General features: G+C 72.4%; 13 protein-coding genes. 6 read left to right on the top strand and 7 right to left on the bottom strand.

Going from position 1 to position 21787, the window contains the following annotated elements; all coding sequences use genetic code 11:
- Positions 1 to 221 precede the first annotated feature (221 nt).
- Positions 222 to 1166, top strand: a complete 945-nt coding sequence (locus OHB13_RS17360; protein ID WP_328377721.1) for an aldo/keto reductase — start codon at positions 222 to 224, stop codon at positions 1164 to 1166.
- 115 nt (positions 1167 to 1281) lie between these two features.
- Here OHB13_RS17360 and OHB13_RS17355 read toward each other — a convergent pair whose 3' ends face one another.
- The 4 genes from OHB13_RS17355 to OHB13_RS17340 all read right to left on the bottom strand — a co-directional run bounded on the left by OHB13_RS17355 (position 1282) and on the right by OHB13_RS17340 (position 6603).
- The gene (locus OHB13_RS17355; protein ID WP_405752726.1) at positions 1282 to 2772 is read right to left on the bottom strand and encodes a PrsW family intramembrane metalloprotease; all 1491 of its coding nucleotides are present in this window, start codon (positions 2770 to 2772) and stop codon (positions 1282 to 1284) included.
- A 101-nt stretch (positions 2773 to 2873) separates the two neighbouring features.
- On the bottom strand, positions 2874 to 3677 hold the full coding sequence (gene trmB / locus OHB13_RS17350) for a tRNA (guanosine(46)-N7)-methyltransferase TrmB (RefSeq protein ID WP_328377720.1): 804 nt from the start codon (positions 3675 to 3677) through the stop codon (positions 2874 to 2876).
- A gap of 189 nt (positions 3678 to 3866) precedes the next feature.
- Positions 3867 to 5111 (bottom strand): L-2-hydroxyglutarate oxidase, encoded by a 1245-nt coding sequence (gene lhgO, locus OHB13_RS17345; protein ID WP_328377719.1) that lies wholly within the window; start codon positions 5109 to 5111, stop codon positions 3867 to 3869.
- 70 nt (positions 5112 to 5181) lie between these two features.
- Complete coding sequence (locus tag OHB13_RS17340; RefSeq protein ID WP_328377718.1) at positions 5182 to 6603, bottom strand: MFS transporter; 1422 nt, start codon at positions 6601 to 6603, stop codon at positions 5182 to 5184.
- 570 nt (positions 6604 to 7173) lie between these two features.
- On the opposite strand from OHB13_RS17340, the gene OHB13_RS17335 reads away from it, so the two are divergent.
- Together OHB13_RS17335 and OHB13_RS17330 are read left to right on the top strand one after the other, a co-directional pair.
- On the top strand, positions 7174 to 9255 hold the full coding sequence (locus OHB13_RS17335) for an asparagine synthase-related protein (protein ID WP_328377717.1): 2082 nt from the start codon (positions 7174 to 7176) through the stop codon (positions 9253 to 9255).
- A gap of 190 nt (positions 9256 to 9445) precedes the next feature.
- Positions 9446 to 12886, top strand: coding sequence for an AfsR/SARP family transcriptional regulator (locus OHB13_RS17330; RefSeq protein ID WP_328377716.1), 3441 nt, complete (start codon positions 9446 to 9448; stop codon positions 12884 to 12886).
- On the opposite strand, the gene OHB13_RS17325 is transcribed toward OHB13_RS17330, so the two are convergent.
- Entirely contained in the window at positions 12873 to 14819 is a 1947-nt protein-coding gene (locus OHB13_RS17325; protein WP_328377715.1) for a sigma-70 family RNA polymerase sigma factor, read from the bottom strand. The two genes, OHB13_RS17330 and OHB13_RS17325, sit on opposite strands and share 14 nt — an antisense overlap.
- 460 nt (positions 14820 to 15279) lie before the next feature.
- A complete protein-coding gene (locus OHB13_RS17320) occupies positions 15280 to 16053 on the bottom strand; it encodes a TetR/AcrR family transcriptional regulator (protein ID WP_328377714.1) in 774 nt (257 codons plus the stop codon).
- Positions 16054 to 16379: 326 nt separating this feature from the next.
- Between OHB13_RS17320 and OHB13_RS17315 the strand changes: the two genes are divergently transcribed.
- Both OHB13_RS17315 and OHB13_RS17310 read left to right on the top strand, forming a co-directional pair.
- Complete coding sequence (locus OHB13_RS17315; RefSeq protein WP_406069454.1) at positions 16380 to 17768, top strand: NAD(P)/FAD-dependent oxidoreductase; 1389 nt, start codon at positions 16380 to 16382, stop codon at positions 17766 to 17768.
- A 270-nt stretch (positions 17769 to 18038) separates the two neighbouring features.
- A complete protein-coding gene (locus OHB13_RS17310; RefSeq protein WP_405755968.1) occupies positions 18039 to 19592 on the top strand; it encodes an ATP-binding SpoIIE family protein phosphatase in 1554 nt (517 codons plus the stop codon).
- Positions 19593 to 19633: 41 nt separating this feature from the next.
- Here OHB13_RS17310 and OHB13_RS17305 read toward each other — a convergent pair whose 3' ends face one another.
- Entirely contained in the window at positions 19634 to 20902 is a 1269-nt protein-coding gene (locus tag OHB13_RS17305) for an MFS transporter (RefSeq protein WP_328380314.1), read from the bottom strand.
- Positions 20903 to 21020: 118 nt separating this feature from the next.
- Here OHB13_RS17305 and OHB13_RS17300 point away from each other — a divergent pair, with 118 nt between their 5' ends.
- Positions 21021 to 21569: a MarR family winged helix-turn-helix transcriptional regulator gene (locus OHB13_RS17300; protein WP_266855440.1), complete on the top strand. Its 549-nt coding sequence runs from the start codon at positions 21021 to 21023 to the stop codon at positions 21567 to 21569.
- Positions 21570 to 21787: the final 218 nt, after the last annotated feature.

The following is a 21787-nucleotide window of genomic DNA, read 5'->3' as shown; positions in this document are numbered from 1 at the left end:
TAACCGCGGCCCCGCCCCTGCGCGTACCGCCGCTGCACGGCGACCCGCACCCCGGCAGTCCTGACGGCATCCCCCCGGCGTCAGGGCTGCCGGTCCGCTGTGTGCGGGCACCCGGCCGGTCCGGCCCCCGCGTACGGCCGGTCCTGCGGAACACCGGCGGATCAGCGGGACAGCGCCGGACCAGCGGAATAGTGCCGGGCCGCCGCGGGGTTGACCGACATATGACTTCTCTCCGCTCACTCGGCTCCTCCGACCTCAAGGTCTTCCCGCTCTCCCTCGGTGGCAATGTCTTCGGGTGGAGCGCCGACGAAAAGCAGTCCTTCGACGTGCTCGACGCCTACACGGCCGCCGGCGGCAACTTCATCGACACCGCGGACACGTACTCGGCCTGGGTGCCCGGCAACAAGGGCGGTGAGTCCGAGACCGTCATCGGCAACTGGCTGGCCGCACGGGGTAACCGGGCCGACGTGGTGGTCGCGACCAAGGTCGGCGCGCATCCGCAGTACAAGGGGCTGTCCCCGGCGAACATCAGGGCCGCAGCCGACGAGTCGCTGCGTCGGCTGCGCACCGACTACATCGACCTCTACTACACGCACTTCGACGACCCGTCCGTGCCGGTCGAGGAGATCATCTCCACCCTCGACGAGCTGGTGAAGGCGGGCAAGGTGCGCGCCATCGCCGCGTCCAATGTGTCTCCCGAGCGGCTCGACGCCTCCATGGCGTTCTCCGAGAAGGAGGGGCTGGCCAGGTACGTCGCTCTCCAGCCGCACTACAACCTGGTCTCCCGTGACACCTATGAGGGCGGGCTCCAGGACGCGGCGGCCCGGCACGGTCTGGCGGCCGTGCCGTACTACGCGCTGGCCTCCGGCTTCCTCACCGGCAAGTACCGGCCCGGTGTGGACGTCGACAGTGTGCGGGCCGGCGGTGCGGCCCAGCACCTGGGGACCGAGCGGGGACCGAAGGTCCTGGCCGCGCTCGACAAGGTCGCCGCGGCGCACGGCGCCGAGGTGGCGACCGTCGCCCTGGCGTGGCTGGCCGCTCAGCCGACCGTCGTCGCGCCGATCGCTTCGGCGCGTACGGTCGGGCAGCTGCCCGCGCTGACGGCCGTGGCCGAGCTGAAGCTCACCGACGCCGAGGTGGCGGAGCTGACCGCGGCCTCCGCCTGAGAAACCGGATCCGGCCACGAACCGGATCCGGCCACGAACCGGATCCGGCCACGAACCGGATCCGGCCCGGAAGCGGATCGGCCACGAACCGGATCCGGCCGGGGTGCCGTGGGGGTCAGTGCTGGTACGGGTTGTAGCCGCCGTAGTGCAGATGCGGTGGCGGCACCCGTATCCGCCCGGTCGCCTCCGCCGCGTAGAGCAGCGCGGGCCCCGCGATCTCCTTGCGCTGCCAGAGGTGGTGCAGCAGCTCCTGCTCGCGCGCTTCGAAGTCCGGGCCCACCACGCCCCGGTGGGCCCTGTGCCGCAGAAAGGCGAGGGTCGTCGCGAAGGCCTCGTACTCGGAGACCGCACGGGACGCGGCCTTGGCCCGTGACTTCGCGTCGGCGTGCGCCGGCGGCCGGTGGTACGGGCTCCGGCCGTACGGACTGGAGGGGTGCGGACCGGAGGGGTACGGGGCTGAGCTGTTCGGGCCTGGGCCGTACGGGGCCGGGTGGGGGCCCAGATGCGGGCTGGTCGCGCCGAACCCTCCGCCGAACGTACGCGCCGCGAAGCTGCGTGCCATGGCGCGCGCCCGCATCGACGACAGCGCCAGCGGCTCCGCGGGGGCCAGCCAGCCCGCCGCCGCGTACGCGGGCAGTTCGGCCGATATCGTGCGCAGCTCCCGCTGGCGGGTCCAGATCGCCAGCCAGGTGATCATCCCGAAGACCGGGAGCATGAAAGCGCCGTAGACCAGATAGAAGCCATAGGTGCCGAAGGCCGACGAACTGTTCCACAGGGCGTGCATGCCCATGGCGCAGAGGAGACCGAGCAGCGGCGGTCCGGTCCTGCGCAGCCGCTGGTCCTCGGCGGCCAGCGCCGCGATGCCGAAGCCGATGCCGGTCAGCACGGTGAACAGCGGGTGGGCGAACGGCGAGAGGACCACCCGGACGAAGAAGGTCGCCGCCGTCACGGACGGAACGCCCGAGAACCCCAGCGACTTGTCCTCACCGAAGGCGCTGCCCAGATACAGGATGTTCTCGGTGAAGGCGAAGCCGGTCGCGGTGAAGCCCGCGAAGACCACACCGTCCACGACCCCGGTGAAGTGGCGCCTGCGGAAGAGGAAGATCAGCAGGATCGCGGTGGCCTTCGCGCTCTCCTCGACGATCGGCGCCACCACTCTCGCCCCGAGGGTGTCCGCGCTCGTCGGATCCGCTGTGGCGGTCGCTATCCAGTGCGTGGCGAAGGAGTTGGCGATGATCGCGACGAGCGCGGCGGCGCACGCTCCCCAGGCGAAGGCGAAGATCAGGTTCCGCCAGGGCCCCGGATCGACCCGGTCCAGCCAGCGGAAGGCCGCCATGAGCAGCGGCACCGGCAGCACGGCCAGACCCATCCCGACGAGGAAGCCCTCGGTCCCGGTCTGTTCGCGGACCAGCGAGAGGATCAGCAGGCCGCAGATGGCGAGGACGATGATCACCGCTGTGGCGCGCAGCGCCTTGCTCCGCCAGAAGTCCCTGCGGGGGGCGTAGCGCCAGTGTGCACGCGGTGGAACGGCGTCGAAGCGCGGCTGCTCCTCGTACACCGGGACCACCGGATGGGCCGCCCCGGGCGGCACGCTCGACTCGTACACCCGATTGAGCCTAACGAGCGGCACTGACAACCGCGACGCCGTACTGGGTTTCCGTGCCGGGACCGGCCGCGCTCGGCCCGGACTGATCCAAACGAAAGGCCCTAGTCGGTGCTGTGGCCGCTCGGGCGGTCGTTGCGGCGGAACAGCAGGTCGTGGACCGCGTGGCCCTTGTCGAGTCCCTGGCCCTCGAATCTGGTCAGCGGCCGGAAGCCGGGCCTCGGTGCGTAGCCGCCGTCCGCCGTGGTGTTCTCGAAGCAGGGATGCTCGGTGAGCACCTCCAGCATCTGCTCGGCGTACGGGACCCAGTCGGTCGCGCAGTGCAGGACGGCGCCCGGTGCGAGCCGGGCCGCGGCCAGGTCGAGGAACTCGGGCTGGATCAGCCGCCTCTTGTGGTGGCGGCTCTTGGGCCACGGGTCGGGGAAGTACACGCGCAGTCCGGCGAGTGAGTCCGGTGTGAGCATCTCGCGGAGCAGGATGATCGCGTCGCCGTTGGCCACCCGGATGTTGGACAGGCCGTTCCGCTCCGCGAGACGCAGCAGGTTTCCCTGGCCGGGGGTGTGCACATCGGATGCGAGGATCCCGGTCGACGGGTCGGCCGCGGCCATCTGAGCGGTGGCCTCGCCCATGCCGAAGCCGATCTCCAGGACGACGGGGAGACCGTCGAACAGGGTGGGCAGATCGAGGACCCGCTGTCCGTCGATGTCCAGGCCCCAGCGCGGCCACAGCCGTTCCAGGGCGTCGGCCTGGCCGGTCGTGACGCGGCTGCGGCGCGGCTGGAAGCTGCGGATCCGGCGCTCGTGGTGCGAGCCCGCGGGGTCGGCCGCGGGCCCGCCGGGGAAGCGCGGCTCGCCCTTGGCGCGCTGGGGCGGCGAGGGCTCTGGTGGGGGGTTCAGAAGATCGGACACAGTGCCCCCGATTCTACGGTCCCGCGATTCCACGGTCCCGGCGCTCCACGCTCCGGCGGCTCTGTGACCCCGGGGGCTCTGTGACCCCGGCGCTGCGCTGTAGGGGCCTGGAGCTCCACGGCCCCCGGCCGCAGTACGGCCCCGGCGTAGCTTCCGCCCCGGGTGCCGCTCCATACCCCCGCCGCCCGGTCAGGTCCGTACCCCCACCGAGGCCAGCGCCCTGCGGGCGATCTCGCGGCCGATCGGCAGGGATGCCGTCGCGGCCGGTGAGGGGGCGTTCAGCACATGGACCGTGCGCGGTGCCTCCCGGATCAGGAAGTCGTCGACCAGCGTGCCGTCCCTGAGGACCGCCTGGGCCCGCACCCCGGCCGGTGCCCGGCGCAGATCCGTCTCCTCGACGGCCGGCAGCAGCCGCCGCACCGCCTCCGTGAAGGCGCGCTTCGACAGCGAGCGGTGCAGCTCGCCCGCCCCGTACCGCCAGTGGCGGCCCGCTATCCGCCAGGTGCCGGGCCAGGCCAGCGTCGTACTCAGCTCGGTGGGGCGCACGGTGCCCCAGTCGTACCCCTCGCGGGCCAGTGCCGGTACCGCGTTCGGTCCGACGTGGACCGTGCCGTCGGTGCCCCGGGTCAGATGGACACCGAGGAAGGGGAAGGCGGGGTCGGGCACGGGATAGACGAGGCCACGCACCAGGCCGGGGCGGGTCAGTGTGTAGTACTCCCCCCGGAAGGGCACGATCCGCATCCCCGGGTCGTCGCCCGCCAGCCGTGCGACCCGGTCGCAGTGCAGTCCCGCGCAGTTGACCAGGGCCCGGGCCCGTATCACCGCCCCGTCGGACGTGGCGACCGCGACGCCTTCCGGGCGCCGCGCTATCCGGACGGCCTCGGCCCCGCACCGGACCTCGGCCCCCGCCGCCTCCGAAAGCTCCGCGAGGCGCGCGGCCACCGCGCCGTAGTCGGCGACCCCGGTGGTGGCGACCCGGATCGCGGCCAGTCCCCGGACCCCGGGCTCGTCCTCGGCGATCTGGGCGGGGCCCAGCTCCCGCACCGGAATCCCGTTCTCCCGGCCGCGCTGGGCCAGGGCGTGCAGCCGGGGCAGCTCGTCCCGCTCCGTCGCGACGATCAGCTTGCCCGTCACCTCGTACGGCAGGGAGTGCTCCGCGCAGAACTCGGTCATCTCGGCCGCGCCGCGCACCGCGAACCGCGCCTTCAGGGAGCCGGGCCGGTAGTAGATCCCGCTGTGGATGACCCCGCTGTTGCGGCCCGTCTGATGGCGGGCGGTGCGCTGCTCCTTCTCCAGCACCACGACCCGCGTGCCCGGCGCGGACCGCGTCAGGGCGTACGCCGTCGACAGCCCGACGATCCCGCCGCCGATGATCAGCACGTCGCAGTCGAAGCCACCGCTGTAGCCACGCATGCTGCCGTTCCCGAAAGACATCGCACCTCCTCCCACCCCGATAGTGCACTGGCCCACTGACAATGCCCTCAAACCAGGGGGGAGGACCGTTCTACGCGGGCGCCACCAGGAGTGGTCTGGCCCGCTCGCGTAACTCCACCACTCTCGGCTCGTCGCCGTACGGCTCAAGACGGTGCAGTAGATCCCGTACGTACTCCGTGGTGCGCGCCGACGAGATCCGCCCCGCGACCTCCACCGCCCGGGTGCCCGCGGCGCACGCCGCGTCGAGGTTGCCGGACTCCAGCTCCGCCACCGCGCTCACCACCAGCCGCAGCCCGTGCGAGCGGACGAACTCCTCCGTCGGCTTCGACAGCGCCTGCTCGGTGAAGCGCCGCACCTGACGCGGGGCCTTGAGGTCGTGGTAGCACTCGGCGGCGTCGGCGGCGAAGCGGTCGTACGAGTAGAAGCCGAGCCAGGACGGATCGGCGTCGCCTTCGCGCGAGCGCTCCAGCCAGCCCTCCGCCGCCTTCAGTGCCGCGCCGGCCGCCGCGGAGTCACCGGCGCGCGCGTGGGCCCGTGCTTCCACCAGTCGGAAGAAACTCATCGTGCGGGCCGTCGCGAGGCCCCTGTTGCGCTCGACCGCCGCCTGCGCGAGGTCCACACCCTCGTCCCCGAAGCCGCGGTAGACCGCCTGGAGCGACATCGAAGCCAGGACATATCCCCCCAGCGGGACATCGGCGGCCGCGCGGGCGAGCCGCAGCGCCTGGATGTAGTAGCGCTGGGCGGCCTCCTGCTGGCCGGTGTCGAACGCCATCCACCCGGCGAGCCTGGTCAGTTCGGCGGTCGCGCCGAAGAGCCCGCGGCCCACCTCGTCCGAGTACGAGCCGAGGAGCAGCGGAGCCGCGTCCACCCGCAGGCACTCCGGCACCATCGACGAACGCCAGTCCCCGCCGCCGTACTTGGAGTCCCAGCGCCTGGCATCCTCGGCGGCCTCCCGCAGTTTGGTCACATCGCTGTGCCCGACGCGCAGCGCGGCCGGGTCGGCCACCTCATCGGCGCCCCGCTCCACCGAGGAGTCGGCGGGTGTTATCAGCCACCGCGAAGCGGGTGTCGCATATGCCGTGACCGCGAACGATCCGGCGAGCGACTGCCATATCCCGCCACTCCCGGCCCGGCGCCCCGCGAGGTCCAGCCGGTACAGATCGGTCGCCGACACCACGGCCGAGCTGACGTCGCGGTGGAAGGCGAGCCCGACCTCGGGGGCCGGATCCGCGTCCGCGAGTCCTATCTCGTGCAGCGGTACGGGCCGGCCCAGCTTGGCGCCGATCGCCGCCGCGATCAGATGGGGCGCGGCGCCCTGGGGCACCATGCCCTTGGAGACCCACCTGGCCACGGACGTCTTGTCGTACCGAAGCGTCAGGCCGCGCTGGGCGCCGAGGTCGTTGACCCGTCGCGCCAGTCCGGCGTTGCTGATTCCCGCGATGGCGAGAACGGTGCCGAGTTTGTCGTTCGGCCCGCGTAGCTCCCTGGACATGCGCCACCCCTCGACACACAGACGGCCGCCGTGTCGAGGCAACTCCTCTTGTCCGAGAAGCCGTGCACGGCATTCGTGAACCCAGCGTAGTTCGCCGCATCCCTACCGTTAAGGGGTGATGTTCCGGATGGCGGGATTATTGCCCGCGCGGAGCGCTCTCAACCGCGGCCCGTGCTCCCGGTGTGTGGCCGTGCGCCCGGCCGTGCGCTCTGGTCCGGCCGTTCGGCGAGGTCTTCCATGTGGAGTGCGTGGGTCGGTCCACTGCACAGGATCCAGTGGGCTGGGGGATACGGCCGCCTCAATCCCCGCGGGCGGCCGACCGGTCCGGGAGGCGCGCGGCGTCTCCCGGACCGAAGCGCTGTACGGCCTTCGGTCACCGTTCCCGCACAGATGCCACTCCGCCAGAATGGCCGGATGACGACCCTCGTTGTGCAAGACCGAATGGCCTTTGCCGGGGGCGCATTCGCATCTGGGTGCGCGCTTCCGTACCCCCTCCGGTACGCCGTTGTCATGGCAGCATGGTGCTGAACGCCCTCGGCGTTCAGTTGTCCACAGCCTGTGGAGGCGGCGATGCGGTGGTTGGTGGGGTGGAGCAGTACTGCCGCGAGCTTCGGCACGGCCGGTTCGGTGGGCGGCGTTGACGAGGGGCGCACGGTCCACCCCGTGGGCTCGCAGCTGCTGTGGGGCGATCCCGACCCCCTCTGGGCGGTCGGTGACTGGCGGCCGGACGAGGTGCGGGTCATCACGGTCGACCCCTTCACCCGCCTTGCGGTACTGGGCTGTTGCGCCGCGACGGACGAGGAACTGCGGGTCGGCCTGTTCGCCGCGCGCGGGGGAGCGCTGCGTCATCTCACCGCCTGGGCGGGCAGTTACACGGTCGTCGTGCAGTCCGGGCGCCGGGTCACCGTCATCGGCGACCTGGCCGGTGCGCGGCCCGTCTTCCACACCCCCTGGGCCAACGGCACCGCGTACGCCACCGCGGCCCTCCCCCTCGCCGACCTGGTCGAAGCCCAGCTGGACATCGGCCACTTGGCCGCTCTGCTCGCCTGCCCCGACGTGCCGGAGGCGCTGCGCGACTCGACGCCCTATGCCGGGGTGCGGCGCATCCCGCCGGGCCACGCCCTCATCCTGCGCGACGGCTCCCGGGAGATCACCGGGTACGAACAGGTGGCCTCGCTCGCCGTGGCCGCCGCCCAGGTCGACCCGGACCGGGCCGTGGACGGCGTACGGGACGCGCTCGTCGAAGCCGTACGCGCCCGGCTCACCGCGCCGCGCCACGCCCCCGAGACGCTGCCGCCCGACCCGGGACCGGTACCGGGGATGGGCCCGGCCGAACGGCGCGCCGCGCGCGGGGTCCCGGCGCCCGCCGCGGGAATCGGCGCCGACCTCTCCGGAGGCAGTGCATCAGCCACCCTCACGCTTCTCGCGGCCGGACTGCCCGGGGTGCCGGGCACGATCCTCGGCCATGGCACGGGCGCCGGCGAACGCCTCCTCGCGGTCACCTTCAACGACCTGTCCGCACGGGGTCACGCGCCCGAGCTGGAACGGGCGGGCGCCATCGCGGCGAATCCGAGACTGCACCACGTGGTCGTCGCGGGCGGCGAAGAGGCCCTGCCGTACGCCGATCTGGAGTCGGGCCCGCTGACCGACGAGCCGGGCCCCTCGCTGATCACATCGGAGCGCCACCGCCTGCGGCTCACCGCCGGCAGTGCGGACCACCTGGTGGGCGACGGCGCACGGCAGGTGCTCGACGCGCACCCCGCGCGCCTGGCCGACCTGCTGATGGACCGCCGCAGACGTCATCTGGTCAAGCCGGTCGCCGCGTTGGCCAAGGCGGACGGCTCGGTCCTCATTCCTCTCACCGTCTACCGCGCCGCCCGCAGACTGGCCCGTACTCCGTACCGCACGGGCATCGAGGCGGCGGCCGTCCGGCTGCGCGACCGTGATGTCCTGTATGCCGCCGAGGGCTCGACGCTGGACGCCTCACTGTCGGCCCTCACCTGGTCACGGCCGGGGCCGGCGGCCCGCTGGCTGACCGGTGAGGCGCTCGCCGAAGTCTCCGTACGCCTCCAGGAGTCGGCGCTGCGGCCCACCTCGGTGCAGCGCCCCGGCGAGGCCCGCGCCCGCGCCGCGCTCGCCCGGTACGCGGCGGACCACCGGGTCTTCGAACAGGCGGCGGAGGTACGGAGCCAGCGGCTGCACGCGCCGTTCCTCGACAACCAGGTCGTACGGGCGGCCCGGCTGCTCCCCGAATCGCTGCGGGTCCAGCCCGGCGCCCGGGCCGAGATCCTCCGTACGGTGCTGGCGGGCGCGGGCATCCACGAGCTGCCGGACGGCTGGGGCGCCCCGTCCCACACCACCGCGAGGGCCGCGTTCCAGCAGGGGCTGCGCGCCTCGCTCCCCTCGCTGATCGCCCTGTTCGACGCCCCGCTGCTCGCGGACGCCGGCCTGATCGAGGCGCGCGTGGTCCGCAAGGCGCTGCGCGCGGCCGCGGAGGGGGAGCGACTGCCGCTCGACGGGCTGGCCGACCTGGTCTCCACGGAACTGTGGCTGCGCAGACTGCTGGCCCGACGCGGCAGCTGCTGGACCGGGACAGCTGCGCCGAAACAGCGGGCGGTGGCGGGCGGGGTCGTACCGCGGCGGAGCCTTTAGGGGCCGGCAGGTGGGGGCCGGTTGTCGAGGGCTGGTGGTCGGGGACGGCAGTTGGAGGCTGGTTGTTGAGGGCTGGTGGTCGGGGTCTGGCTGTTGAGGGCTGGGGGCTCCCGTTCCTGTTCGGGCCCGTTGTCCGGATCAGGCCCTGGGTCTGTCGGCGGCCCCGGGCGCTGCGGGCGACAATGGCCCCGTGCGCTATCTCATCCTGGGCGCCACCGCGGCCCAAGACCCCCGGGGCACCGCCGTCCCCATCAGCGGCGCCCGGCTCCGTGCCCTCACGGCGGCCCTCGCGCTGCGTCCGGGGGGCGCGGTGGGGGCCTCCGTGCTCATCGACGACGTCTGGGGTGCGGACCCGCCCCAGGACGCGCCTGCCGCGCTCCAGGCACTCGTTGCCCGGCTGCGCCGCGCGCTCGGCCGGGAGGCGATCACCTCGGTCACCGACGGCTACCGCCTCGAAGCAGCCGCCGACGACGTCGACCTGTACGTCTTCGAGCGCACCACCAGGACCGGCACCGCCCAACTCGCATCGGGCGACCCCGCGCAGGCCGCCCGGACCCTCCGCGCGGCCCTGGCGCTGTGGCGCGGCCCGGCGCTCGCCGATCTGCCCGAGCGCGCACACGCCGTACGCCCGGAGGCGCTGCGGCTCTCCGCGCACCGGCACCGTATCGAGGCCGACCTGCGGTGCGTCGAGGCCGCCCCGCGGTCCGGCGCCACGGACGGTCTCGTCCCCGAACTGAGCGGTCTGACCGCTGCCCATCCGTACGACGAGGCGTTCCACGCCCAGCTCGTCCGCGCACTGCGCGTGGCGGGGCGGTCCGCCGACGCCCTGATCGCGTACGAAACGGCCCGCCGCACGCTCGCGGACGGCCTGGGCGCCGACCCGGGTCCGGAACTGCGCGCTCTGCACGTGGAGTTGCTGAGCGGATCCCGCAACCTCACGCAGACGCAGACGCAGACGCAGACGCAGACGCAGACGCCAACACCCCTGCCGGGCACACCCACCCCTCCACCAGTGCCGACTCCGGCACCCGCCCCCACACCGGCACCCGCACCCGCACCCGCCGACACCCCCGCACCGGGACCCACCCCGCCCCCCGGCAACCTCCGCCCCCGGCTCACCTCCTTCGTCGGCCGTGAGTCCGAACTCGCCGCAGTCCGGGACGATCTGGCCCGTCACCGCCTCGTCACCCTCACCGGGCCCGGCGGCTCGGGGAAGACCCGGCTCGCCGAGGAAGCCGCCCCGGCCGCCGCCGTACCCGCCTGGCTGGTCGAACTCGCCCCGCTCGACGACCCCGGTGGAGTCCCCGGCGCCGCCGTCACCGCCCTCGGGCTGCGCGAGACCGTACTGATCACCCACGAGAAGCAGACGCTGCCCGGCGACCCGGTGGCCAGGCTGGTCGAGTACTGCTCGCTGCGCCCGCTCCTCCTCGTGCTGGACAACTGCGAACACCTCGTCGAGGCCGCGGCCCGGCTCGCCGAGACGCTGCTCACCCACTGCCCGGACCTTCGGATTCTCGCCACCAGCCGCGAACCTCTCGGGGTACCGGGAGAAGCGGTACGGCCCGTGGAACCACTGCTACCCGACCCCGCCCACCTGCTCTTCACCGAGCGCGCCCGCGCTGTGCGCCCCTCCTACGACCCGGAAGGCGACCCCGCCGCGGTGGCCGAGATCTGCCGGCGGCTGGACGGCCTCCCGCTGGCGATCGAGCTCGCGGCTGCCCGGGTCCCGCTGCTCACGGCACGCCAGATCGCGGACCGGCTCGACCACCGTTTCCGGCTGCTGACCAGCGGAAGCCGTACCGCACTGCCCCGCCAGCAGACCCTGCGGGCCGTGGTCGACTGGTCCTGGGAGCTGCTGGACGCGCGGGAGCGTACGGCCCTGTGCCGGGCATCCGTCTTCGCGGGCGGCTGGGACCTGTCCGCGGCCGAAGCGGTCTGCGGCGGCCCGGACGCCATGGCGGCGCTCGTCGCCAAGTCCCTGATCGTCGCCACCCCCGCTGACGGCGGGATGCGCTACCGGATGCTGGAGACCATCCACGAGTACGCGGTCGAGCGCGCCGCGGAGGATCCGGAGTCCCTGGTCACGGCCCGGCGCGAGCACACGGCGCATTATCTGGCCCTCGCCGAGGAGGCCGAACCGCTCATCAGATCCGGTGACCAGCTGCCCTGGATCCGCCGGATCGAGACCGAACTCGACAACATCCGGGCCGCGCTGCGCCACACCGTCGAGACCGGCGACGAACCGTCCGCGCTCCGCTTCGTACAGGCGATGGGCTGGTTCTGGTGGCTGCGCAACTACCGCGCGGAGGGAGCCGACTGGACCCGGCAGGCCGCCTCGCTCGGCGAGGACCCGGACGCGCGGACCGATCCCCGGTACTGGCCGCGGATGCGGCTGCGCCTTTTCCAGCTCTTCATGGCGATGGAGACCCAGCTGCGGGAGGAGCTGCGCGATCCGCTGACCCAGGAACTGGTGGGACGCGTGTATGAGGCGTTCAGCGGGGGCGGCCCCGAATCGGCCCGGATGCCGGGGCTGCTCTGGCCGTTCACGGCGTTCTTCAGGGACGAGCACGCCGACCCGTCGGATGGGCTGAACGCCGCGGTCGCCAACTGCCGCACATACGGCGGGGAGTGGGAGATCGGGGTGGTGCTGATGTTCCGCACCCACATGCGGGTCGACACGCCCGGCGGCATGGGCGGCGTCGACGCGGACCTGGCCGAACTGCGCGCACTGAGCGGCCGCGTCGGCGACCGCTGGATGCGCGCACAGGTCGCGAGTGCGGCGGGCGAGGCCGGTATGGCGCGCGGCAACTGGCAGGCGACCCGGCAGGCCTTCGAGGAGGCGCTGCGGCTGGCCCGTGAGGTCGGCGCGCACATGGAGGCGCCGTTCCTGCTGGCCCGGCTCGCCGAACTCCGGTACCGCAGCGGAGACATGGCGGGGGCCGAGGCGATCGTCGAGCAGGCGTCCCTGGAGTCCGAGCGGTACGGAGCCCAGGACGCACAGGCGTACGTCCGCTATCTGCGGGCCGACCTCGCGCTGGCCCGGGGCGAGCACGCCCGGTCCCGGGAGATCCTCGACGGCCTCAGGAAGGATCTCGGGCACAGCGCGCCGCCGCCGCAGTTCACGGTGCTGCTGGACAGCACCGAGGGCCGGCTGGTGGCGTACGAGCAGGGCCCGGCGGCGGGTCTGCGGCTGCTGCTCGGCGCACTGCGCACCGCTCGCGCACAGCAGTGCTCGGATCTCGTCGTCGCGCATGTCGCCGATGCGGCGGCGGGTGAACTGTCGGCACTGGGCGAACACTCCACCGCCGTACGCCTGCTGGCCGCCGCCACCGGCTGGCTCGGCGACAGCATCCGTCCGGTCCCCGAGGCGGCCGATGCGGCGGAGTACGGGGAACGGGCCCGAGCGGTGCTCGGCGTTCAGCGGTACGAGGCGGAGCGGGTGGCGGGAGAGCGGCTGGGGCCGGACGAGGCCATCGCCCTGCTCGACTCCGTACTGTCTCCGCTGTCTCCACGGTCTCCGATGTCCCCACGGCCTCCGGACCTGTCGCCGAAGCAGTCACTGGAACTGCCGGCGGAGCAATCCCCGGGGGCGGGCGCGGGGGCGGGGCCGGGCCCGGTCAGCGGCAGCTGATCTGTGACTGTGCCCAGTCGGCCACCGCCACCGAGCCGAACGGTCCACTCCGTTCGACCACGAGCCGGAGCGTCCGGTGACCGGCGATCCCGACCCGCACCGGCACGGCCGGATCCCTGCCGTGCACCACGGGCGAACTCCACAGCCGGGTCGCGTCCCCGTACACCGAGAAGCGCACCGCACCGAGCCCGAGCGACATGTCGTCAAGACCGGCCAGCGCCTCATAGGTGGAGCACTGGCGGTTGAGCTGGACGGTCACGCTGGACGGGGCGTGCACGCTGATGCCGCGGTTGTACTGGGTCCCCCGCATGGACAACTGATGCCGCTGCCACACCGGGCCGCTGTCCTTGAGGCTGAGCTCGGGCTCGGTGTGGTCGCCGACGAGCGAGTACGCGAGGGCGGCGACCTGGTAGACGGCCGGTGCGGGCGGCGGCGGTGGCGGGGTCGGGGTGGGCTTCGGCGGTGGTGTGGGTTCGGGTGTCGGCGTCGGTGTCGGTTTGGGGGGCTCGGGCGCGGCCTTGGGGGGTTTCGGCGTGGGTTTCGGCTTCGGGGTGGGCTTGGGCGCGGGCGCCGGGGGAGCGGGCGGTGCCTTCGGGTGCGGGGACGGCGGCGTGGGCTTGGGCGGTACGACGGGCTGCGCGACCGGGGGCGCGGCGTGCGGTGCCGGTTTGGGAGCGTCGCTGCCCGACAGTGCGAACGCCAGGCCGGCGGCCGCCGCGACGACGACACCGGCGGCGATCCCGGCCTTGGCGGGCACGCCGAGCCCTTCGGAGGCGGCAGCCGCGCCGCCGCTCGCCGAACTCCCGCCCGACGCCGCGGCGGCACCTGCCCCCGCGGCTCCGGCGGCCCCGGCCGCGCCGCCCGCGACGAGCCCGGCGGCCTTGAGGGCGGACCCTCCGGCGAACCAGCCGATGACCGCGATCGGAACGAGCCCGGGAATCCCGGCGTTGACGTCCTTGAGTTCGCCCGCCGCGAGCCGGCACTTGGCGCACTCCTCCAGATGCTTCCGCAGCCCCCGCTCGGCCCGCATCCGCAGGCCGCCGCGGGCGTACGCGCCGAGCCGGTCGGCGTACTGCGCGCAGTCGCCGCCCGCGGTGAGCGTCTGGCTCACATGGGCCTGGAGATAGGCCTGCTTGAGCCCTTCACGGGCCCGGCTGGCCAGGACCGCGGTGGCATTGGCCGTCAGCCCGAACAGCGGGGCGACGTCGCTCGGGGACTCCTCCTCCACGGTGGTGTGCCAGAGGACCGCCTGCCAGCGCTCCGGCAGCGACCGGAACGCCTCCATGGCCAGTGACTTCTCGGCTATCCGCATGGCCTGGACATCGGCGCCGAGGTCCAGCGTGTCCTGGTCGGACACCTCGGACGACGAGGACCTGGCGGCCTGGTCGGCGAAGACGGCGAAGTCCTCGACCAGTTGCTCGCGCTTGGCGGTCTTCGTCCACGCCGCGGCGACCCGGCGCACGGTGGTCAGCAGATACGCCCGCACCGCCTGCTCGGGTCCTGCCCCGCCCCGTACCGCCTGCAGGGTGCGCGCGAACACCTCGGCCGTCAGGTCGTCGGCGGTGTGCGCATCGCGGCAGCAGGTACGGGCATAGCGGCGCACCGCGTCGGAGTGCCTGCGGAACAGCTCCTCGTAGGCACTGTCGACGCTGTCCGAGCCGCCGGTGCCCTCTGCGCCCTCTGCGTCCTCTGTGCCGAGCCGCATCTGCGCGATCAGCTCGGCGTCCGACGGCGGCAGGTCCAGGGAGCGCGGCGGCGGAAGCACCCCGCTGCCGCCGCCCTCACGCTGCTGGGGCACGCTGGCCGACCGTTCGCCGCCCGGAGGCCCGCCCTGCCCGGATGCCTTCCCGGCCGACTGTGCCGGGCCCTGCCCGGGCAGCCGATGCGCCCCGCCGGCCTCGCCGAGCGGCTCGTCCCGCCCTTCAACGCTCATCGCGGAAAGCCCCCGTACATACCTCGGACCAGAACACCGGCCAAGACTGACACAAGGAGGACTGCAACCGGCCACTCGCATCCGGCAACCACTCATCCGGGGAGTCTTCCCGAATCGGAGCACTAACCGTCACCCATTAGGGGAAGGCTCAACTAATTGTCCCCAGAGCCCGGATGGGCGGCGCCGAGGCGGCCGACGGCGAGAGAGCCGACTGGCGAGGACTGCCGATCGACTGCGAGGACAGCCGATCGCGAGGACTGCTGACTACGAGCTGCCGACCGTGAGACAGCCGACGGCGAGGCCGACCGACTGCGACGCAGGTGTCCCCGCCCCGGACGCCGCCGCCCGAGTGCTGCCGACGCGGGCACGCCGCCGCCCGCCGGCCTTCATCCGCCATCCGTCAAACCGCCAACGGGCAACCGTCAAACCGCCAACGGTCAGCCCCCGCTCACCCTCACCCTCACGCCGGACGCGACCGCAGGCCCTCCAGCAGGATGTCCAGCAGCCGTGAGGACGCGGCCGCCTGCTGTGCCGAGTCGGGCAGTGTCGGCGCCGCGGTGGCTATCACCAGCAGCACGTCCGCCACGGTGACATCGCCCCGCAACTCACCTGCTGTGTGCGCCCGGTCCACCAGCCGGCCCACGACCTCCAGCAGCTCAACGGCCCCCGCGCTCTCGGCCGAGAAACCGGGCAGCGCGCCGGTCGCCGACGGCCCGTCGGCGACCCGGGGGGCCGACCGCTGATGCGGTACGCGCGTCTCGTCCGGGGCGGTGCCCGGTCCGCCCGGCACCGGGCCCCCGAGCGCCGCGTCGTCGATTTCGGCCGCTTCGGCCACCCCCACGCGCAGCACCTGGGGCGGCAGCAGCCGTCCCGCACCCGAAGCCACCGACGTCCGCAGGAACCGCGAGAGCGCGGACCACGGTTCGTCCTCCTGCCCAAGTGCCGTACGGGCCTGCTCCGTCAGCCGAGCGGTCTCCTCCTCGGCTATCCGGCTGACCAGGACGTCCTTGCTCGGGAACCGCCGGTACACCGTGCCCACGCCGACTCTCGCCCGGCGCGCCACGTCCTCCATCGGCGCGCCGTACCCCAGCTCGCCGAACACCTCGCGGGCGGCCCGCAGTACGTGTTCCAGATTGCGCTGTGCGTCCACGCGAAGGGGCGCCGAGCGTGTGCCCGCCCGTCCGCTGCTCTCAGCCGGGACAGCGGCCTGCCAACGAGCGTCCTGAATGTGCATATGCGATCCCCCGGTAATGATGTCTCCCCCCGGAGACTCCCCGCCTGGTCCCCCCGGGGCGCAGACCCGACACCCCGGCGAACTACGAACATAGTTGAGCAAGGGGCGATTCAGAAGGGGGTAGTTCCGCACGGAGCGCCCCCCGATCGGAGTATGGGCCTGGACTCTCCCTATTCCACCCCGGTGTCCGCTCACCCTCCCACCCGCTGACCTGCGGCCCTTCCCTTCACGAGGGGAAACACTCCGCTGCGGCACACCGGTGTTCTCCGGTCACACAATTTGTCGGGCCTGTGGACAAAGTCGATCGCCCGTTGCCTCATGGGACAGTGACTGCTCCCTTCTCCCACGAGACGAACCCCGGGCCCGGCCAGGGACACCGGACCGGCACGCGCATTCTCGTCGTCGGCGGCGGCTATGTGGGTCTGTACACGGCGCTGCGTCTCCAGCGGAAGCTGAAGGACGGCGAAGCAGAGATCACCGTGGTCACTCCCGACCCCTATATGACGTATCAGCCGTTCCTCCCCGAGGCCGCCGCCGGTTCCCTCTCGCCCCGCCATGTCGTCGTGCCGCTCAGACGGCTCCTCGACAAGTGCCGGATCGTCATCGGCGAAGCCACGGCCGTCAACCACGCCGAGCGCATCGCGACGGTGACGACCCTCGCGGGCTCCGAGGCCGGCACCGGGGCGACAGAGATCGCCTACGACGAACTCGTTCTGGCGCCGGGCTCCGTGTCCCGCACGCTGCCGATCCCGGGCCTCGCCGAGTACGGCATCGGTTTCAAGAGCATCGAAGAGGCCATCGGCCTGCGCAACCACGTCATCGAGCAGATGGACATCGCCTCGTCGACCCGCGACCCCGCGATCCGCGACGCCGCGCTCACCTTCGTCTTCGTCGGCGGCGGCTACGCGGGGGTCGAGGCGCTCGCCGAGCTGGAGGACATGGCGCGCTACGCGTCCCGCTACTACCACAACGTCGACCGCGACGACATGAGCTGGATCCTGGTGGAGGCCGCCGACCGCATCCTCCCCGAAGTCGGCCACGAGATGGGCGAGTACGCGATCCGCGAGCTGCGCAACCGAAACATCGACGTACGCCTGGAAACCCGTCTGGACAGCTGCGACCACCGGGTCGCCGTGCTGAGCGACGGCGCCCGCTTCCCCAACCGGACCCTCGTCTGGACCGCGGGCGTCAGACCGAACCCGGTCCTCGCCGCCAGCGACCTCCCGCTCAACGAGCGCGGCCGACTGCGCTGCACGGCGCAGCTCACCGTCGAAGGGACCGCCCACGCCTGGGCGGCGGGCGACGCGGCAGCGGTCCCCGATCTCACGTCGGACGAGCCCGGCAGGGAGACCGCCCCCAACGCACAGCACGCCGTGCGCCAGGCGAAGGTCCTCGCGGAGAACATCGTCGCCTCACTGCACGGCAGGCCCCTCAGCAACTACGAGCACGCGTACGCGGGTTCGGTCGCCTCGCTCGGTCTCCACAAAGGTGTCGCCCACGTCTACGGGCGGAAGGTGAAGGGCTACCCTGCCTGGTTCATGCACCGCGCGTACCACCTCAGCCGTATACCCACCTTCAACCGGAAGGCCAAGGTTCTCGCCGAGTGGACGCTCGCCGGACTCTTCAAGCGCGAGATCGTCTCGCTCGGTTCGCTGGAACACCCGCGGGCCGAATTCGAATGGGCCGCCGGCGGCGACCGCCCGAAGCGGGACTGACGCCGACAGTGTCAGCGGTCACACTGGGCGTGTGACCATAGGTGGGCACAGACCCGCACAGAACACCCCGTACGACCCGGATCCCCCGCCGGGTGAGCAGCAGGTCCCAGCCGTCCCGTCACGACAAACGAGGCTTGAAAAGCAGTGAACTTCACGCGCTGGAGCGCCCGGCTCCCCGGAACACAGCGCCGCGCCGCCGCGCGGACCGACCACAGTTCCGTGCCAGCAGCCCGCGGTGAGTCCGGCCGTCCCCCGGGCCGGGAAGCCGAGTTGACCGCTGACACCGACCGGTTCCCGGCGCTGGACGAGCTGTCCGTACGGGAGATCCTCGGCAGCCTGCCCGCGCTGGTCGCCCTGGTGTACGGAACCGAGCACCGCGTGGCCTACGTCAACGACGCCTACACCGCGGCCTTCGGCCCCCGCTCCACCGGCGAGTGCGCGGCCGACGAACTGCCCGAACTCGCCGAGCTGGGGCTCCTCCCGCTGATGGACCAGGTGCTCCGCAGCGGGACCCCTCGTACCGTCAAGTCCCGCCGGGTGCAGGCCGGTCCGGGCGCCGGTTCGTACACAGTGACCTGCACTCCGGTCCCCAACCTCCCGGAGAACGGCGGGGTCCTCGTCTTCGCCGCCGATGTCTCCGACCACGCCGACGCAGCCGAACGACTGCGGACCAGCGAGCGCAGACAGCGCGAGACGGCAGTCACCCTCCAGCGCTCACTCCTCCCCCAGGAGCTGGAACAGCCCGACGACCTGCGCATCGCGGCCACCTACCAGCCGGGCGGCACGGACGCGGCCGTCGGCGGCGACTGGTACGACGTGATCACCCTCGGCGCCGGGCGTACGGCCCTGGTCATCGGTGATGTCATGGGCCGCGGGGTCCGGGCCGCCGCGGTGATGGGCCAGCTCCGCACGGCCGTCCGTGCCTACGCCCGGCTGGACCTGCCGCCGCACGAGATCCTCCAGCTGCTGGACGGCCTCGCCTCCGAGATCGACGCCAACCAGATCGCCACCTGCCTCTACGCGGTCCACGACCCCAACGAGGGACGCCTGGTCTACGCATCGGCAGGCCACCTGCCGGTGCTGGTCAGGGACGAGGACGGCACGGTACGCCGCGCCGCCGACCCGACAGGTCCACCGCTCGGGACGGGCGGCTGGCAGCACACGTCGGACTCGATCGCGCTGCCGCCCGGCTCCGCCGCCGTGCTCTACACCGACGGCCTGGTGGAGCGCCGGGGTGAGGACATCGACGAGGGCGTGGCCGCTCTGGAGCGCGCGCTGTCCGGTGCGTCCGGTGCCCCGCAGGTCGTCTGCGACCGGCTGATCCGCTCGCTCGGTGTCACGGCCGAGCACGACGACGACGTCGCGGTCCTGGTCGTCCAGCACCCCGCGCGTACGGGTGCGGCGGCCGAGCTGTTCCACAACGCGGCGCTGGACCTGCTGGGCGGGGTGGAGGCGGCTCCCCGCGCGCGGGCCTTCGCCTCCGGCGTGCTGACGTCCTGGAGGTTTCACGTGGAACTTCACGACTTGGGCGTCCTGGCCGCCAGCGAACTCGTCGCCAACTCTCTCCAGCACGGCACCCCGCCGATGCGGCTGCGGCTGCGCAGGACCGATCGCCGGCTGATCATCGAGGTGACGGACGGCGATGACCATCTGCCGCGCCGCCGTCGCGCGGAACCCGCTGACGAGGCGGGCCGCGGTATCTCGATCATCGCGACGATCGCCTCGTCCTGGGGCTCCCGCCGTACACCGGGGGGCGGGAAGGCTGTCTGGTGCGAGTTCGCGCTCCCCGAGAACACCGCGGACCGGCCGGGCCCACGCCCGTAGCCCCGCCCCTCTGCGGGGTGCGGGGCGCCGGGTGCCGGCTGTCAGTGCGGTGCGGCCGCGGGCTCCGGCAGATGTGTCGCCACGACCCGCGAACCGTGTCCGAGCGACGGATTGTTCTGTACGGGGGTGAGCCGCCGCCCCAGCCGCAGCGCCAGCGTGGTGATCCCGAGGGAGAACACCACGAAGGTCGCGATGTACAGCAGGTGTGCCGAGGCCCCCATCGGCCCGCCGACCGCGGGCCCGATGGCCAGCGCCAGCTGCTTGACCAGCGCGAAGGCCGAGTTGTACTGACCGACCATGGAATCGGGCGCCAGATCGGCGACGAGCGGTGCAACGGTCGGGGACAGCATGGACTCACCGAGCCCGAACAGCGCGTACGTCGAGATGAACGCGGCAGTCGCCATCGCCTGGCTGCCGTGACCCAGCCCCGCGTACCCCGCGATGACCCAGGCGAAGGCCCAGATGAGACCCACCGCGGCGATCACCCGTGAGCGCCGCCGCTTCTCCACGACCTTCAGCACCACGAACTGCGCGACGACAATCACGGCCGTATTGGCGGCCAGCGCGATTCCGAGCGTCGAGGGCTGAATTCCGGCAGCCTCGGTCCCGTAAGCGGCAAGCCCGGACTCGAATTGTCCGTAACAAGCGAAGAAGACAACGAAGCCGAGCACGCAGAGCTGCACCATGGCGCGGTGCCGCAGCAGCGCGCGCACTCCGCCTCCCTTGGGCTGCGGGGCCAGTTCCAGCCCCGGAGCGCGCGGCAGCCGGACGGACGCGGCGATCCCGGCGAGCGCCAGGAACATCGCGGCCTCGATGGTGAAGAGCAGCGTGAAGCTGCTGGGACGGCTCGCGTCGACGATCTGGCCGCCGACGAGTCCGCCGATACCGAGCGTCAGGTTCTGCAGAAAGAACTGCATGGTGAAGGCGCGGGTCCGGGTGGACGGGGTGGAGCACCAGACGATCATCGTGGCGAGGGCCGGCTGCATGACGGCCGTCCCCGCGCCGAGCAGGGCGGCCGACAGCACAACCGTCGCCACGCCGGCCGAGAGGCCCATGCTCATCGCACCGACGGCGGCCAGCGCGGCGGCCCCCACCAGGACGGGCAGCGGCCCCCGGCGGTCGATGAGACGGCCGGTGAAGGGGAGCACGACCAGGGCGGCCACCGCGAAGACGGCGAGCACGGCCCCGGCCGTACTCGATCCGAGTCCCCGCACCTGCGACACATAGATGTACAGATACGGAACGGTGAACCCGATGCCGAACGCGCTCAGCGCGGTACCTGTCTGGATCCGACGCATCGCGGCACCCATCGCCTTGGTCACCACTCACCACCTCTCGAAGTTGAAGACTTCAATAGTAAAGTTAGAACCTCAACAATACACATCGAAGGACTTCGACGCCAACGAGTTACATGGGATACTCCCCGTCATGCCTGAGTCCCCCGGCCCGCAGGAGCCGACCCTCGACGAGCAGATCGCCGCCTACCAGCGCGAATTCCGAGACCTCGACCCCCAGGTCGAGAAGGTCGTCTCGGCGCTCGGCCGGCTGAACCGGCGGATGAACGTCGCCTACGGGCGCCAGCTCGCCGACCTCGGCATCAGCAATACCGAGTGGGAGGTGCTGAAGACCCTGGTGCTGGCGGGCGCCCCGTACCGGATGGGCCCGGGGGAGCTGGCGAAGCGCCTCGGCCTCACCCCCGCCGCGATGACGCACCGCATCGACCGGATGGCCGGGGAGGGGCTGGTCACCCGCGACCGGGACGAGAGCAACCGGGTCCGCGTCATCGTCGAGCTGACGGACGAAGGGCGTGCGAAGTGGCTGGAGGCGATGCGGATGGCCACGAACTTCGAGGAGGACCTGCTCCAGGACCTCACCGACCGGGACCGCGGGGCCCTCGGGGAAATCCTGACCATCCTGCTGCGCAGAGTGGAGGACGCCCAGCCGGACGCCGGCGGCCGTCTCACCGATCTCGACTGACCGATCGCGACCGGATGGACGGCCTGAACGCCGGGACAGAACAATGGGGTTGACATGGACGCCCGGGCCGGTTGACGCACCACCCGCGGCTCTGTAAAGTTCTTCGAGTTGTCACGGGGCCGGAACGGTTCTGCGACAGCCACTCCCGCCGCTCATGCGGCAAACAAACTCAGCACGATCTCCTGTCGGGGAGAATTTCGGCATGCCGGAATTCATTC

Source organism: Streptomyces sp. NBC_00440, assembly GCF_036014215.1.
Lineage (GTDB): Bacteria > Actinomycetota > Actinomycetes > Streptomycetales > Streptomycetaceae > Streptomyces.
Note: the sequence above shows the minus strand (reverse complement) of the source record. Positions and strands in the feature narration are given on the sequence as shown.